This is a genomic window from Shimia fortis, from assembly GCF_040225985.1.
In the GTDB taxonomy this organism is placed as follows: Bacteria; Pseudomonadota; Alphaproteobacteria; order Rhodobacterales; family Rhodobacteraceae; genus Shimia.
Genome location: NZ_JBBPEU010000008.1, coordinates 160776 through 175724, shown reverse-complemented (window position 1 = coordinate 175724; position 14949 = coordinate 160776). Strand labels below are relative to the sequence as shown.

The 14949-nt window shown below is 62.3% G+C and carries 17 protein-coding genes; 6 read left to right on the top strand and 11 right to left on the bottom strand.

Going from position 1 to position 14949, the window contains the following annotated elements; translation table 11 throughout:
- The first annotated feature begins 36 nt into the window (after positions 1-36).
- Positions 37-495: an Lrp/AsnC family transcriptional regulator gene (locus WNE31_RS13450; RefSeq protein ID WP_349980341.1), complete on the top strand. Its 459-nt coding sequence runs from the start codon at positions 37-39 to the stop codon at positions 493-495.
- 33 nt (positions 496-528) lie between these two features.
- Here WNE31_RS13450 and WNE31_RS13445 read toward each other — a convergent pair whose 3' ends face one another.
- The 6 genes from WNE31_RS13445 to WNE31_RS13420 form a co-directional block, all read right to left on the bottom strand.
- The gene (locus WNE31_RS13445) at positions 529-1218 is read right to left on the bottom strand and encodes an ABC transporter ATP-binding protein (protein WP_349980340.1); all 690 of its coding nucleotides are present in this window, start codon (positions 1216-1218) and stop codon (positions 529-531) included.
- Positions 1215-1967, bottom strand: coding sequence for an ABC transporter ATP-binding protein (locus WNE31_RS13440; protein WP_349980339.1), 753 nt, complete (start codon positions 1965-1967; stop codon positions 1215-1217). The genes WNE31_RS13445 and WNE31_RS13440 overlap by 4 nt, the downstream gene beginning before the upstream one ends.
- Positions 1960-2943, bottom strand: coding sequence for a branched-chain amino acid ABC transporter permease (locus WNE31_RS13435; protein WP_349980338.1), 984 nt, complete (start codon positions 2941-2943; stop codon positions 1960-1962). Before WNE31_RS13435 ends, WNE31_RS13440 begins: the two co-directional genes overlap by 8 nt.
- A 2-nt stretch (positions 2944-2945) precedes the next feature.
- Entirely contained in the window at positions 2946-3863 is a 918-nt protein-coding gene (locus WNE31_RS13430; RefSeq protein WP_349980337.1) for a branched-chain amino acid ABC transporter permease, read from the bottom strand.
- A gap of 51 nt (positions 3864-3914) precedes the next feature.
- Positions 3915-5051, bottom strand: a complete 1137-nt coding sequence (locus tag WNE31_RS13425; RefSeq protein ID WP_349980335.1) for an ABC transporter substrate-binding protein — start codon at positions 5049-5051, stop codon at positions 3915-3917.
- 167 nt (positions 5052-5218) lie between these two features.
- Positions 5219-6061: an efflux RND transporter periplasmic adaptor subunit gene (locus WNE31_RS13420; protein ID WP_349980334.1), complete on the bottom strand. Its 843-nt coding sequence runs from the start codon at positions 6059-6061 to the stop codon at positions 5219-5221.
- A 135-nt stretch (positions 6062-6196) separates the two neighbouring features.
- Here WNE31_RS13420 and WNE31_RS13415 point away from each other — a divergent pair, with 135 nt between their 5' ends.
- The 4 genes from WNE31_RS13415 to WNE31_RS13400 all read left to right on the top strand — a co-directional run bounded on the left by WNE31_RS13415 (position 6197) and on the right by WNE31_RS13400 (position 9721).
- Complete coding sequence (locus WNE31_RS13415; protein ID WP_349980333.1) at positions 6197-7315, top strand: THUMP domain-containing class I SAM-dependent RNA methyltransferase; 1119 nt, start codon at positions 6197-6199, stop codon at positions 7313-7315.
- A gap of 191 nt (positions 7316-7506) precedes the next feature.
- The gene (locus WNE31_RS13410) at positions 7507-8211 is read left to right on the top strand and encodes an ABC transporter permease (RefSeq protein WP_349980332.1); all 705 of its coding nucleotides are present in this window, start codon (positions 7507-7509) and stop codon (positions 8209-8211) included.
- Positions 8211-8921 carry an ABC transporter ATP-binding protein gene (locus tag WNE31_RS13405; RefSeq protein ID WP_349980331.1) on the top strand — a complete coding sequence of 237 codons (711 nt, stop codon included), beginning with the start codon at positions 8211-8213 and terminating at the stop codon, positions 8919-8921. Before WNE31_RS13410 ends, WNE31_RS13405 begins: the two co-directional genes overlap by 1 nt.
- Positions 8918-9721: an ABC transporter substrate-binding protein gene (locus WNE31_RS13400; protein WP_349980329.1), complete on the top strand. Its 804-nt coding sequence runs from the start codon at positions 8918-8920 to the stop codon at positions 9719-9721. Before WNE31_RS13405 ends, WNE31_RS13400 begins: the two co-directional genes overlap by 4 nt.
- A gap of 59 nt (positions 9722-9780) precedes the next feature.
- On the opposite strand, the gene WNE31_RS13395 is transcribed toward WNE31_RS13400, so the two are convergent.
- Genes WNE31_RS13395 through WNE31_RS13380 form a run of 4 tightly spaced genes read right to left on the bottom strand, consistent with a single transcriptional unit; the run spans position 9781 to position 12225 of the window.
- Entirely contained in the window at positions 9781-10257 is a 477-nt protein-coding gene (locus WNE31_RS13395; protein WP_349980328.1) for a DUF6505 family protein, read from the bottom strand.
- A gap of 3 nt (positions 10258-10260) precedes the next feature.
- Positions 10261-10962, bottom strand: coding sequence for a biotin/lipoate--protein ligase family protein (locus tag WNE31_RS13390; RefSeq protein WP_349980327.1), 702 nt, complete (start codon positions 10960-10962; stop codon positions 10261-10263).
- The gene (locus WNE31_RS13385; RefSeq protein WP_349980326.1) at positions 10959-12029 is read right to left on the bottom strand and encodes an Mrp/NBP35 family ATP-binding protein; all 1071 of its coding nucleotides are present in this window, start codon (positions 12027-12029) and stop codon (positions 10959-10961) included. Before WNE31_RS13385 ends, WNE31_RS13390 begins: the two co-directional genes overlap by 4 nt.
- A gap of 4 nt (positions 12030-12033) precedes the next feature.
- Positions 12034-12225, bottom strand: a complete 192-nt coding sequence (locus tag WNE31_RS13380) for a DUF6494 family protein (protein ID WP_349980325.1) — start codon at positions 12223-12225, stop codon at positions 12034-12036.
- A 55-nt stretch (positions 12226-12280) separates the two neighbouring features.
- Here WNE31_RS13380 and WNE31_RS13375 point away from each other — a divergent pair, with 55 nt between their 5' ends.
- Complete coding sequence (locus WNE31_RS13375; RefSeq protein WP_349980324.1) at positions 12281-13027, top strand: hypothetical protein; 747 nt, start codon at positions 12281-12283, stop codon at positions 13025-13027.
- Here the strand turns inward: WNE31_RS13375 and WNE31_RS13370 are convergent.
- On the bottom strand, positions 13021-14931 hold the full coding sequence (locus WNE31_RS13370; RefSeq protein ID WP_349980323.1) for a 4Fe-4S binding protein: 1911 nt from the start codon (positions 14929-14931) through the stop codon (positions 13021-13023). The two genes, WNE31_RS13375 and WNE31_RS13370, sit on opposite strands and share 7 nt — an antisense overlap.
- Positions 14932-14949: the final 18 nt, after the last annotated feature.

Below are 14949 nucleotides of genomic sequence, written 5' to 3'. Positions count from 1 at the left end.
TGTTCGAAAACAGCCACTAGGTAGACATTTCAATTCATGCATCTTGACGACCGCGACCGAAAAATCCTCGAAGTCTTGCAAGCGGATTCGCGCATTTCCAACGCAGATCTTGCCGACCAGGTCGGTATGTCGGCCTCGGCGCTGTGGCGGCGGGTGCGGGCCTTTGAAGACGCAGGACTGATCGCGCGCTATGGCGCGGTTCTGGACCCCGAGGTTGCGGGGCTGGGGTTTCAGGCCGTGGTGCATGTGCAACTGACACGGCACAAGTCGGAAAAGCTGGACGAATTCGTGCGCGCGATCCAAACGCGGCGAGAAGTTCTGGAATGCTATGCCACCACTGGTCAGGCCGATTACCACATGCGGGTTATCTGCGCTGATCTCAAAGCCTATAATGACTTCCTGGAAAACTTCCTGTTCCGCATGGAGGCGGTTGAAAGCGCGCAGACCAACGTGATCCTGCGCGCCATCAAGAAAGACGCCGCCATCCTGCCGTGACTGTCGGGTGAGGGCAAGGACCGCCGCCTGCGCTCACACCCCGAGATAACGGTGCGTGATCTTTTCATCCAAGGCGTCGAACCGGTCGGCCCAGACGGTGCGCCCCTTTTCCAGGATCACGGCGCGGTCGGCCACGGTAGCCAGTTCTTTCAGGGATTTGTCCACGACCAGAATAGACAGCCCGCTTTCACGGCGCAGCGTGCCGATCGCAGCCCAGATTTCCTGCCGCACAACCGGTGCAAGCCCTTCGGTGGCCTCATCCAGGATCAGCAGGCGCGGATTGGTCATCAGCGCCCGCCCGATGGCCAGCATCTGTTGTTCCCCGCCCGACAGGGACGCGGCCAGTTGATCGCGCCGTTCGGCAAGGCGCGGGAACAGCTGTGTCACGGTTCGGAAATCCCAATGCCCACTACGCGCGGAGGCAATCAGGTTTTCATAGACGGTCAGGTTCGGGAAGCACCGGCGGCCCTCGGGCACCAGACCGATCCCTGCCTGCGCCGCCCTGTAGGACGGCACCCGCGCCATATCGCGCCCGTCAAAGGTGATCGTGCCCCCGGCATGGGGCAGCATCCTGCAGATGACCTTGACCGTGGTCGATTTGCCCATGCCATTGCGCCCCATCAGCGCCAGACCTTCTCCCTCGGCCAGCTCCAGAGAAACATCGAACAGCGCCTGCGACGCCCCGTAAAAGGCGGAAATGCCCGAGAGATGCAAAAGACTCATGCCGCGTCGTCCCCCAGATAGGCCGTGCGCACATCCGCGTTCTGGCGGATCTCGTCCGGCGTTCCGGTGGCAATGATCTGGCCATAGACCAGCACACTGATCCGGTCTGCCAGCGCAAATACGGCGTCCATGTCATGCTCCACCAACAAGATCGGCGCCTCGTGGCGCAGCCCGTCCAGCACACGGATCAGACGTTGCGAGCCCTCGGCGCCAAGGCCGGCCATCGGTTCATCCATGAGAAAAACCTTCGGCTCCAGTGTCAGCGCCACTGCCACCTCAAGCTGGCGGCGCTGCCCGTGCGACAAGGCGGCGGTCTGCACATGCGCCTCGTCCGCCAGCCCGACCCGTTGCAACGCCTGCATTGCCATGTCGCGCTGGGCGGTATCTTTCAGGATCGCAGAAAAGAACCGCATCACCCGCCCCCGACGCCCGACCGCCCCCAGAAGGACGTTTTGCAGAACAGTATAATCCATGGCGAGCGAGGAAATCTGGAAGGTGCGGGCAAGCCCCATCCGTGCCCGCGCCACGGCATCTTGCGCTGTGATGTCCACGCCATTCAGGGCCACACTGCCGTGATCGGGGTGTTCGGCACCCGAGACCTGCTTGATAAAGGTGGACTTGCCCGCGCCATTGGGCCCGATCAATCCGTGGATTTCTCCGCCCCGCAGGTCCAGCGAAATATCCTTGTTCGCCTCAAGCGCGCCATAGGCCTTGGACAGGTTGCGGATGTCCAGTACGGTCTCAGTCATGGGCCACCTCGCGGCCAGCGAGAAGCCCCATCAGCCCCCCCCGCGCAAACAGCACGACGCCCAACAGCACAAGGCCAAGATAGATGTGCCAGAACTCGGACAGCCCGCCCAGGACATGCTCCATCAGGATAAACAGGATGGCCCCGAGGACAGGGCCGAACAGGCGCCCGACCCCGCCGATGATGATGAACACCATGATCTCGCCGCTGAACTGCCAACTGAACATATTGGGACTTACAAAGCGGTTGAGATCGGCATACATCGCCCCCGCCAGCGCGGTGATCGCCCCCGAGATGACAAAGGCGGTCAGGCGGATGCGGAAGGGATCAATCCCGACTGCCTGAAGGCGTTCCGCATTCTGCCGCGCCGCGCCAAGCGCCAGACCAAAGGATGACAGGCTGATGCGCCAGACAAGGAGCAGTACAACCAAGAGCACAGCAAAGCTCAGCCCGTAGAACTGGATCGGGACCAGCGTGTTGAGACCGGGGAATTCGTTGCGGACATAGATCGACAGCCCGTCTTCGCCCCCATAAGCGGGCCAACTGATTGCGAAGTAATAGAGCATCTGCCCAAAGGCGAGCGTGATCATGATGAAATAGACACCCGACGTGCGCAGCGACAGCGCGCCAATCAACACCGCCGCCAAAGCCCCTGAAATCACGGCCACAATCCAGATCACGGGCATCTGGTTGCTGCCTTCGAACAGGATCGGCCATTCCATCAGCGGCACATAGTCCTGCAAGTGCGAGGCAAGGATACCCATGGCATAGCCGCCAAGCCCGAAAAAGGCTGCATGTCCAAAACTGACCAGCCCGCCAAGCCCCAGCGCGAGGTTCAGACCAACACCGGCGATGGCAAGGATCACCACCTTGGTGGCAAGTGTCACCCAATAGGTTTCACCCACGGAATTGGCCCATAGGGGGACCACGGCCAAAACTGCAAGAGTCGCAATGTTCACAAGGGTTTCACGCCGCATGCTCATGCCCTCCCGTAAAGGCCGGTGGGGCGCAGGACCAGCACGATCGCCATCAGCACATAAATCGACATCGACGCCAGCGCCGCCCCGACCGAGGTGGCCGCGGCGGGGTCCATGAAGGTGCCGAACAGGACTGGCAGCAGGATGCGACCGAACGTGTCGGTCAACCCCACCAGAAGCGACCCGACCAGCGCGCCCTTGATGGATCCGATGCCGCCGATCACGATCACCACGAAGGCAAGGATCAGCACCGGTTCGCCCATGCCGACCTGCACCGACTGGATCGCACCGACCAAGGCACCGGACAATCCTGCCAGCGCCGCGCCCAACGCGAAGACCAGCGTGTAAAGCTTTGAAATATCGACGCCAAGTGCGGCGATCATATCGCGGTCAGCTTCGCCCGCGCGGATGCGGATGCCGATGCGCGTCCTGGCAATCAATAGGAACAATCCTGCGGCAATGGCCAGCCCCACGCCGATGATCGTCAGGCGATACAGCGGATACTGGATGCCGCCCGGCAGGGTCACCGGCCCCGACAGCGCCGCCGGGATGTCGAGAAACAGGGGAAACGATCCAAAGATCCAGCGGGTGCCTTCAGAAAAGATCAGGATGAGCGCAAAGGTCGCCAGCACCTGATCCAGATGGTCGCGGTCATAAAGCCGCCGGATCACCAGCACCTCGACCAGCACCCCCGCGGCCGCGGCCGCCGCCAGACTGGCCGCCAACGCCAGCAGGAACGATCCCGTCGCCCCGGCCACAGCTGCTGCCGCGAATGCACCGATCATATAAAGCGACCCGTGGGCAAGGTTGATCAGACCCATCACGCCGAAAATCAGCGTGAGGCCCGCAGCGGACAGAAACAGCATCACGCCGAATTGCAGCCCGTTCAAAAGCTGCTCGACAATCAGGTAGGCTGGCATGGGAAAGTTCCGGTTGCCCCCGCGCCGCGTCGGGCGCAGGGGCGGTTTCGCTTACATCTTGCACTCGGCCGCATAGGCGTCGGCATGATCGGTCAGGGCGGTGCCGATGATCTTGTTGGTGTAGACTTCGCCTTCCTTGATCACTTCGCGCACATAGATGTTCTGGATGGGGTGGTTGTTCGGACCGAACTTGAAATCCCCCCGGACCGAGTCGAACTCGGCCGCCTTAAGCGCGGCGCGGAACGCATCCTGATCGGCCACATCGGCCTTGGCCGAGGCGGAAATGAGAAGGTTCGCCGTGTCAAACCCCTGCGAGGCATAGAGCGATGGCAGGCGGCCATATTCGGCCTGGAAACTGTCGACAAAGGCCTTGTTGGCGGCGTTGTCGATGTCCTTGTTCCACTGGCTGGTGTTGATCACACCCATCGCGGCCTCGCCCACGGCTTGCAGGATACCCTGATCAAAGCTGAACGCCGGCCCCACGACCGGCAGGTCCACGCCGCTGTCGGCATATTGTTTCAGGAAGGCGATCCCCATGCCACCCGGCAGGAAGAAGAAGACGCTGTCGGCGCCCGAGGCACGGATCTGGGCGATTTCGGCGGCATAGTCAGTTTGCCCGAGCTTGGTATAGACCTCACCCGCCAGGCCTCCGCCATAGGTACGCTTGTATCCGGTCAGCGCGTCTTTGCCCGCGGGATAGTTCGGGGCAAGAATAAAGCTGTTTTTATAGCCCGCTTCCTTGGCATAGGCGCCGGCGGCCTCGTGCAGGTTGTCATTCTGCCATGCGACGTTGAAATAGTTGGGGTGACAGCGTTTCCCGGCCAGCGCGGACGGCCCTGCATTCGGCGACAGGTAGAATTTGCCCTGCGCGGTCGCGGCAGGCACCACCGCCATTGCAAGGTTCGACCAGATGATGCCGGTCAGCACGTCGACCTTTTCCGACTGGATCATTTTGTCGGCCAGTTGCACAGCCACGTCGGGTTTGCGTTGATCGTCTTCGATCACGACTTCGATATCATCGCGGCCCGCCTGCTTCATGGCCAGCATAAAGCCGTCGCGCACATCAATGCCCAGACCGGCTCCGCCGCCGGACAACGTGGTGATCATGCCAACCTTGAGCCCCTCGGCCTGCGCGCCAAATCCGATGGCGGCCATCGCAGCGGCCAGGGCAATGGATTTCAATTTCATTCTGTGGTCACTCCCTATTGCGTCCGGCACCCGCGTTTTCGCGTATGGCTTGTGCCCCTTGTGGCCCGTGCCAGCAAAGCCAAAAAGGGGATGTGGCGCTCACTTTTCACCATTTCAAAACGATTGACAACGCAAGGATGTGAAATGCGGGCCAAATGCGCCCGGAACTAGGGTTGGATCGCGCGCAGCGACACCGGCATTCCGGGGCGCAAAAGGCCCTCTGGGTTTGGGAAAGATATCAGGATGGAGCCTTCACCGGTCTCGGGGTCCAGATCATAGCCCACCGCCTCGGCAGAGCCGCGTTCGGCAAAGGCAGATCCGTCGGGCAGAACGATTTCGTATACAAGGCTTCGAGCCTCGTCCAACGTGTAGTTGCCTTCCTTGAGGCGCGTCAGCACCTTTTCAAGAGATATCCCCACCCGCACATGCACAGGGTTGAGCTGTACGACCTGCGCGATCGGTCCGGACAATTCAACACTGAAGTTGCTGCCTTCGTGCAGGCGCGGGGCCGAGATCAACCCGTCTGCCTTGGCCGTGATCCGGTGCAGATCCAGCACCCCTTTGGCGATCTGCACCTCAAGATCTGCCGCCTCTTTCTCAAGCTGGGCAATCTCGCGTTCGAACGCGGCGTCCCCATAAGCCGCAACAGACACCGCTTCGCGTTCGATCAGCTCCTCGTGGCGGGCAAGGTCCTCGTCACGTTCGACCAGCACCGCCTCTGCCAGTTTCAAACGTGACTCAGCCAGCGCCAGTGTGACCCGTGCCTGCCGGTCATCCAGGCGAACCAGCAGATCCCCCTCGGCCACGCTTTGGCCCTCGGAAAACAGGATTTCCTCGATCCGGCCATTGATGGGCGAGGACACTTCCCACGCATGGGCCGCGACCACCGTGCCGTTTAGTTCGCCCGGTTGCGAGATCACCTCTTCGGCAGACGCCTTGCCTGCGCCCGTCACCGCAAATGCAAAACAGAAGATCATCACCATTTTGACCAGTCCGCAATGTCGCATCATTTGCCTTTCCCCTTTGCCTGTTCCCCAATTTAGCGGAGGCGACAAAAGTAGCGAGAAAAAATTCACCCGCGCCGTTCGGATGATGCGGACGTTTTCAGGGTCGATCCGGCTGCGGAAACTCCGTAGAGAGGGGATATGGACATGCACACCCCTTTCGAGATTTTCCTCACGGCTCCGCCCGGGCTTGAAACCGAACTCTGGACCGAAACCCGCGAGGCCGGCTTTCCCGACCCGCGCAAAGTGCCGGGGGGCGTGACCTTCGAAGGCACCTGGCCGGATGTCTGGCGCGCGAACCTTGTGCTGCGCGGGGCCACGCGTGTTCTGGCGCGGATCGGGGCGTTCCGGGCGTTTCACCTCGCCCAGCTTGATAAACGTGCGCGCAAGTTTGATTGGGGCGCGGTGCTGCCCAAGGGCGTGCCGCTGCGGGTCGAGGTCTCGACCTCGAAGCGCAACAAGATATATCACGCCGGGGCCGCCAAGCAGCGGGTGGAAACCGCCCTGCTCGAAGAATTCGGCGCACCGATCGCTGCCGACGCGCCGATCCAGATCAAACTGCGGATCGAGGACAACAACTGTCTGTTCAGCGTCGACACATCCGGCGAAAGCCTGCACAAGCGCGGCCACAAGGAAGCCGTGGCCAAGGCCCCGATGCGCGAAACGCTGGCAAGCCTGTTTCTGCGGCAGGCGGGGTTCGACGGCACACAGCCCGTGTTGGACCCGATGTGCGGGTCAGGCACGTTTGTGATCGAGGCGGCAGAGACCGCCATGGGGCTGTTCCCCGGACGTAGCCGCAGCTTTGCCTTTGAGCTATTGCCGACATTCAATGACGATCACTGGCAGGAAATGCGCAACACCCCTCCGGCCGCAAAGTCCCAAACGCAATACTTTGGCAGCGACCGTAATGACGGGGCCATTGCCGCCAGCCTTGCCAATGCCAAACGCGCCGGCGTCGATGCCTGCACCACGTTCGAACGCAAGCCCGTCAGCGAACTGACCCGCCCCGAAGGTCCGGTCGGGATTGTGATCGTCAACCCGCCCTATGGCACCCGCATCGGCAACAAGAAGCTGCTATATGCGCTGCATGCGACCTTGGGCGACCGTCTGAAAGAGGCGTTCAGCGGCTGGTCCGTGGGGATTGTCACGACCGAGGCCAGTCTGGCCCGCGCGACGGGCCTGCCCTTTCTGCCGCCCGGCCCGCCGGTGCCGCATGGCGGGTTGAAGGTCAAACTCTACCGGACAGCCCCCCTGCCCTGACCGGGCTCATCGGGACAAAATATCCACGGATCACCAAACCCTTGCGGGACGCCTCTGCTTTCAGGGTCAAAATGTCCAAACACGCACACCAGCCGAAATTATCGGTTTCAGGACTCACTTTCCTGTGATTGAACAGGAAGCGAGGGGCGCAAGAAGCACCCCGAGACTACTGGAACGGAGCCCGCCACCCCATGTCGGATTTGCTAAATGGTCTGTCTCAGGCCTTCTGGCTGGTGGTGACGCTGGACCCCGATCTGGTCGAGATCACCCTGCGGTCGCTGCGCGTGACGCTCACCGCGCTGCTGGTCGCCTCTCTGATCGCCCTGCCCTATGCCGCGCTTCTGGCGGTTCGACGGTTCCGGTTTCGCCGCACCACGATTGCCGTTTTGAATGCGCTGATGGGGCTGCCGCCCGTGGTGGTCGGCTTGATCGTCTATATCCTGTTGTCTCGGTCTGGTCCGTTCGGGGTATTTGGCCTGTTGTTCACACCCACAGCCATGATCATCGCGCAGGTGATCATCATCGTGCCGCTGATCGCTTCGATCGCGCACCAGTCGCTGCGCGAGCTGTGGTCGGATTACCACGACCTGCTGATTTCCATGAATACCACCCAGTCACAGCGCATCCGCGCAATCCTCTGGGACGGGCGGCGCGCCTTGCTGACCGCATCGCTGGCCGGGTTTGGCCGCGCCATCGGCGAGGTGGGCGCGATCATGATCGTGGGTGGTAATATTGACCATGTGACCCGCGTGCTGACCACCGCCATCGCACTTGAGACCGGCAAGGGCGATTTCGCGCTGGCGCTGGCGCTGGGGTTCGTACTGATCGCGATGGCAATTGCTGTCAACATGACGATCCACTGGCTGACCCAGACGGAACAGGAAGGGCGCTGGTGATGCCGTTGATGCCGATGACCGCAACAGGCGCCCTGTCGCGTCGCAGGGGTAAGGTTCTTGTCGGCCCCGTCGACCTGACGCTGGCCACCGAGGGTGTGACCATCGTAATCGGGCCGAACGGGTCGGGGAAAACCTCGCTGTTGCGGATGTTGCACGGCATTGCCCGTCTGAACGCGGGCGACATTACGTGGTCCTGTCCCATCACCGAAGCCCGCGAAAAACAGGCCTTTGTCTTTCAGACCCCGATCATGATGCGCCGGTCCGTGCGCGACAACCTGATGTTCCCACTACGCGTGTCCGGCGTTGCCAAACCCGAGGCGCGCGCCCGCGCCGAAGAATGGGGCCAGCGGATCGGCCTGGGCGAGGCTCTGACCCGGCAGGCCACGGTGCTTTCGGGCGGCGAGCGCCAGAAACTGGCTATTGCGCGGGCCCTGATCCGCAACCCCGAGGTGCTGTTTCTGGACGAACCCTGCGCCGCTTTGGACGGGCGTGCCATGCGCGAAGTCGAAGAGATCTTGCAAAACGCCGTTTCCGGCGGCACGCGCATTATCATGTCGACCCATAACATGGGACAGGCCCGCCGCCTTGCCACCGAAGTGATCTTCATGCTGGGCGGTCTTGTACATGAATTCTCATCCGCGCCGCCGTTCTTCGAGGCGCCCCGCACACCCCAGGCCCAAGCTTTTCTGAGAGGAGATATTGTAGAATGAAAAATTTACTGATTGGCGCAATGACTGCCGCCCTTGTCGCCACGTCGGCCCTTGCCGATGACATGAAAATGGCCGTGACGACCTCGTTTCACAATTCCGGTTTGTCCGACATCCTTCTGCCCGAGATCAAAAAGGATCTCGGGCTGGACGTGCAGCTTCTGATCGTGGGCACGGGCCAGGCGCTGCGCCTTGGGGAAGCGGGCGATGTGGACGCGATCCTTGTGCATTCGCGCAAGGCCGAAGAAAAATTCCTGGCCGCGGGCAACGGCACCCATCGTCGAGAGATCATGTATAACGATTTTGTCTTTATCGGCCCCAAGTCTGATAACGCTGCGATTGCCACCGCCAGCGCCGCCGCCGATGCCCTGCAAAAGATCGAGGCCGCGCAAGCCCCCTTCGTAAGCCGTGGCGATGACAGCGGCACCCACAAGAAAGAGCTGAGCCTGTGGTCGGCAGCGGGTCTGGATCCCGAAGGTTTCGGCGACTGGTACCGCGCGGTCGGCGCGGGCATGGGATCGGCCCTGAACACCGCGTCGGGCATGAACGCCTATATCATGGCTGACCGTGCGAGCTGGCTGAACTTTGGAAACAAGGGAGATCTGGCGCTGCTCTATGCAGGCGATCCGGTGCTGTTCAACCAGTATGCGTTTATCCCCGTGAACCCAGAAAAACACGGGCACGTGAAAAACGATCTGGCGATGAAACTGGAAAACTGGCTGGTGTCGGACAAGGCGAAAGAACTGATCAATAGTTATACCATCAACGGCGAAACCCTGTTTGTCTTCAACGCGAAACAGTGAACACTTCACCTATTGAAACGGCCCCGCATCCCTCGGGTGCGGGGCTATTTCTTTGGCGGTCAGTCGATGTCGCCATGCACGGCAAAAGCTTCGAGCTCTGCCTCTTGCGGTTCGATCACGCGGAAGGCCTCGCGCACCCCGGCATCGGTCAGTTCCCGCGCCACGGTCAAAAGCGTGTTGGCCTCGTGATCCTCGCACAGCTCAACCATGTGAGACAGTTCCTCGGACGCGACCGGACGGGCCGCTTCGACCGAAGGCGCGCCATAGAAGGACACGAAATGTCGGGCCAGCAGGTCGGTCAGCGCATCCATCTCGTCCGGCTCGATCTGCGTGACCGCAACAAAGGTGACACGCCCCCCGGTTTCAAGACCGAACCAGCCGTTGGCAAAGGCCTGTCTTGCCTTGCCCGAGAGATCAGCCTCGGTCCAGTTGGAAAACTCGAACCCGCCGGAGATGCACCATTCGCCCGTGCGGGCCGGAGAATGGAACACGTGTTGGTCGCTTTCGTCAAAATGGATCGCGCGGGCAAGTTTCATCTCTCAGGTCTCCAACAGTGTTGTCAGGGGGATCACATGGGTGGTCGCGTCATCGCGCAGCAACATGCCGAAATCCTCGTCCACGCCAAGGAATGATCCGGCAAGGCCGTTCTGCATGGTGTCTTCGCCCATGTCCTGCGCAAGGCCGCGCCATTCGGCGTGCAGCGGGCGGTTGCCCTCCTCTTCCCAACGCGTAATCCAGTTTAGCGTGTGCCGCGCCCAACTTTCAAGGAGCGCGTCCGCCGCAACATCGGCGCAGCCTTCGGCGTAAAGCGCGGTCTGGTCCGGGGTCTGTCCGGTCTCCTCGGACGCGGGCCACAAGGGCAAATCCAGCCCCACGACCAGCCAGTCCGGCACCGCCTCGGGGTCGGGCGTCGCCGAGGCAACGCGCAGCCGCCCACATTTGGCCCCGTTGATGCGGATGCCGCCACCCCATTCCAGATGCACCGCCACTTCGGGGGGACCAAGCGCGCCCAGCGCGTTCTGGAACCCGACACCGCACAGGGGCAGCATGGTCAGCGCCCGCTTGAGCGGCACTTCGGGTGCGAATACCAGCGCTGCGCGCAGCAGGTCGGACCCGAGGTCATAGACCACAAGCCCCGCATCACAGCCAAGTGCCGCGCGCATCTGGGCGGTCTCGAACGGGTCTTCCCCGCCCGCGACCGCAAGGCCCGACATCAGGGGAGGAAAGGTGACGTCGCTCATACCATCCCCTTGGCAATCAGGGCACGGGCCACGTCACGGAAAGCCCGCGCCTGCGCGCTGTCGGGCTTTGACGCCACGATCGGCGCGCCGCCATCAGCCGCCAGACGGATGTCCAGGTGCAGCGGAATTTCCGCCAGCAAAGGCACATCCAGCTTGGCCGCCTCGGCCGCAACACCGCCATGACCGAACACGTGCTCCTCGTGCCCGCATTGCGAACAAATATGGGTCGACATGTTCTCGATCATGCCAAGGATCGGGATGTTCAACTGCCGGAACATGTCGATCCCCTTGCGTGCATCCAGAAGCGCCACGTCCTGTGGGGTCGAGACCACGATCGCGCCATCCAGCGCGAATTTCTGGCTGAGCGTCAGTTGCACATCCCCCGTGCCCGGCGGCAGGTCAACGATCAGCACGTCCAAAGCGCCCCATTGCACCTGTGTCATCATCTGCTGCAGCGCCCCCATGAGCATCGGGCCACGCCAGACCACCGCCTGATCTTCGTTGGTCATCAGGCCAATCGACATCATCGTGACACCATGGTTGCGCATCGGCAGGATGATCTTGCCATCAGGGCTGGCCGGACGGCCCGACACGCCCAGCATCCGGGGCTGCGACGGTCCGTAGACATCCGCGTCCAGCAGGCCGACACGTTTGCCCTCGGCGGCCAGCGCGCAAGCGATATTGGCCGACACCGTGGATTTGCCGACCCCGCCCTTGCCCGAGGCAATGGCAATGATCCGCGCCACACCGGGCACCGGTTGCGGCCCCTGCGACTGGGCCTGTTGTTGGCTGCGCGGCTTGAGATCCGGCGGCGCCTTGGCGCTGTGGCCGGTCAGAACCACCGAAGCCGTCGCCACGCCTTCAAGCGCCTTGACGCGCGCCTCGGCCTCGGCCCGGACGGGTTCGTACATCTCGGCCTTGGCCGGGTCGATTTCCAACACGAAGCGCACGGTGTTGCCTTCGACATTCAGCGCCCGCATGACGCCTGCGGATACGATATCGCCCTGCCCCAGTGGGTCAGCGATGTCTTTCAGAACGGCGAGCACGGCCTCTCTGGTAAGTGCCACGAAATTACTCCTGCCCTTTGATGTCGCCGGTCACGACATGTTCCATGTCCAAACCCTCGATGGTGATAACCGCCTTTGCGGTAAAGGTTTTCCCCGCTGTGTCTGCCTCGCGCATGGCCTCTTCAATGGCCTGTTGCGAGGTCACGCCGACCTGTTTCAGGAACTTGCGCATCGACATGTTAAAATCGTCACTCATCGGTTTTCCTTTCCTTGCGCTTGACGGCGCGGTGTTTGGGTTTCTACCATTCCCCATGCACCTGCGTAAGCTGATTGTTGGTCTTTGTCTGATAGGTATAGGGTTTCCCGCCCTTGCCAATGACAGGCTCGTGCGGCTTGAGGCACCGGCCCCGTTGGTCGAAAGCGGGCTGATCAAATACATGGTGCCGCGCTTTTCGTTGAAAACGCAGGTCCGGGTCGAAATCGTTGCCGACGGCGCTGCGGCGGACATGCGGTTCGGCGAGACTGGCACCCCTTTGTTTGCCGGGCAGGATGCGACGTGGCACATGCAGATCGTCAGCCCCGACCATCCGGGCACCCAACGCTTTGCTGACTGGCTGCAATCCGACATCGGGCTGCGCACGATCACCGGCTTTGCCCCCGCGGGCACCGCGCTTTATACTCTTGCCACCGCGGAAGAGGCCGCACCAGTTGCCCTGACCTATGACGGCGACGCCGTGCTTGGGCACAAGGCCTCGATCGTGATGTGCGGGCGTTGTCACGTCGTCGACCCCGCCAACCGCATGAACGACATCGGCTCGACCCCGTCCTTCTTTGTCCTGCGCAGCCTGCCCAACTGGGATGAGCGGTTTGAGACCTTTTATGTCCTGGCACCCCATGGCGCCTTTACACAGGTTGCGGATGTCACGCCGCCCTTCCCCGAGGACCGCCCCCCGCCGATCGTGCCCGTCGAAATGACGCTGGACGATCTCGAAGCGATCCTTGCCTATGTCGCCTCTCTCGAGGCGGCCGATCTGGGGGCGCCATTGCAGCATCAGTGATCGCGGCGCTTGCTCAGGTAGTCCTCGGTCGTGCGCACCTTGGGACGCTCCCCGCCCGAGAACGGATTGTTGGTGGAATGGTACTGGGCATTCACGCGGCAATTGTCACACATCTGGATCATGCGCGCGGCTTCGGGGTTGGAATACATAGAATGGTTTCCGGCCAGCTTGTCCATGATGCGTTCGATGGTGGATTTCACCCCGAACAACGCCCCGCATTCGACGCAGGCAAAAGGTTCTTCCTCGTGCAGCACCACCTGTTCCAGAGCGGTGGCGGCAAGGTTCATGCGGGGTTCGTAAGTGATCGCATCCTCGGGGCAGACATTGGCACAGAGACCGCATTGCAGGCAGGCATCTTCCTGAAAACGCAATTGCGGCTGGTCCGGGTTGTCGCCCAACGCGCCCGAGGGGCAGAGCGAGACACAGCTCAGGCACAAGGTGCAGGAATCCGTGTTCACGAGCACGGCCCCGTACGGCGCGGTCTCTGGCAGGGCGATCACCTCGGCGTCGGGGTTGAGGCTGCGCGCGGTCTGACGGGCGATCTGGCGCCGCGTGCCCATCGGGCGAACGGGTTCTGCGACAGGGGTGTCAGGCGACGCGTCGTAAAGGCGCGCGACCATTGCATCGGGATCCTGTTCGTCCAGCAGCGTGACCTTTCCCCCGCCAAGCGCATTGGCCAGCGCGATTTCGCTCTCCAACGGCGGGCGGTCGGTCTGGGGGGCGGGCACGATCCACACATCGGCAAACCCAGCCGCCAGCGCAGCAAGCGCCTCGGCGTGACCAAAGGCGTTCAGCGCGTCCACCTCAAGCGGGATCACGTCCGCCGGCAGGCCGTCACCATAGCGCGCGGCCAACCTGACCATCTCGGCCCCGTGAGCGTTGACGACCAGAAGGCGGGGGGATGCACCGCCCGCCTCGCGGTAGGCGGTGGCAAGGGTCTGTACCCTGCGGATCGTGTGATCGGTGGCGGGCGCATCATAGGTGATTGCGCCGGACGGGCATAGCGCAGAACAGGCCCCGCAACCCGCGCAGATCATGGGGTCAATCGCCACATGATCGCCGTCGGGTGAAATCGCACCGGTGGGGCAGATATCAAGACAATTGCTGCACCCGATCTGGTTGGCACGGGAATGGGCGCAGAACAGCGGCTCGAGCTTGACATACAGCGGCTTTTCAAAGGTGCCGACCATGTGCGAGGCTTCAAGGATCGCCTCGGCCACGGCCCCCGGACTTTTGGGGTCGGGGCGCAGGTAGCCTTCGCGTTTCTCGTGCGCCGGAAACAGCGGAGTGCCGCCCGTCAGGTCCAAAATGATATCGCATTGCGAACGACCGCCATTGCGCGGCTCGGTCAGGCCCGGCGCGCCGCGACCGCCGGGGATCACTTGTTGCAGCGCATCAATCGTGACCTCGAACTGACCAAACGCGCCCTGCGCCTTGCGCAACTGTCCGCGGACGACATCGAAATCACGTGTGTCAGGCAGGTCCGCATCGTCGGTCAACAGGACGGTCACGCTCAGATGCGGGGCCAATTGCCGGCCCGCAGAGAGGGCCAGGTCCCCGGTCCCGATAATCAGGCACAAGCCCTCGGACAGGACGTCCGTGGTCTTGGTCTGGGGGGATGGCAAAAGGGCCTCGGCGGTCAAAGCGGCCATTTTGGGTAGTTTCGACGCGGTGTCCGCGCTCCAACCCGCCCTGTCGCGCAGGTCAAGGACCGCCGGTGCGGGGGCATCGAGATCGGTTGCAAGCTCCTCGAAGAAGTGCTGTTCCTGGGTGCAGCAAATAATTGCATCCCCGGCGGCAATCGCGCGGGCGGCGTCCTCGGATTGGGCCTGACAGAGGTTGGTGTGCAGCTTTGAGCATGGCTGGCCAGCGGCCTCGGACAAGGCCGCATCGTCGATGGGCATCGATCCGAGACAATCACA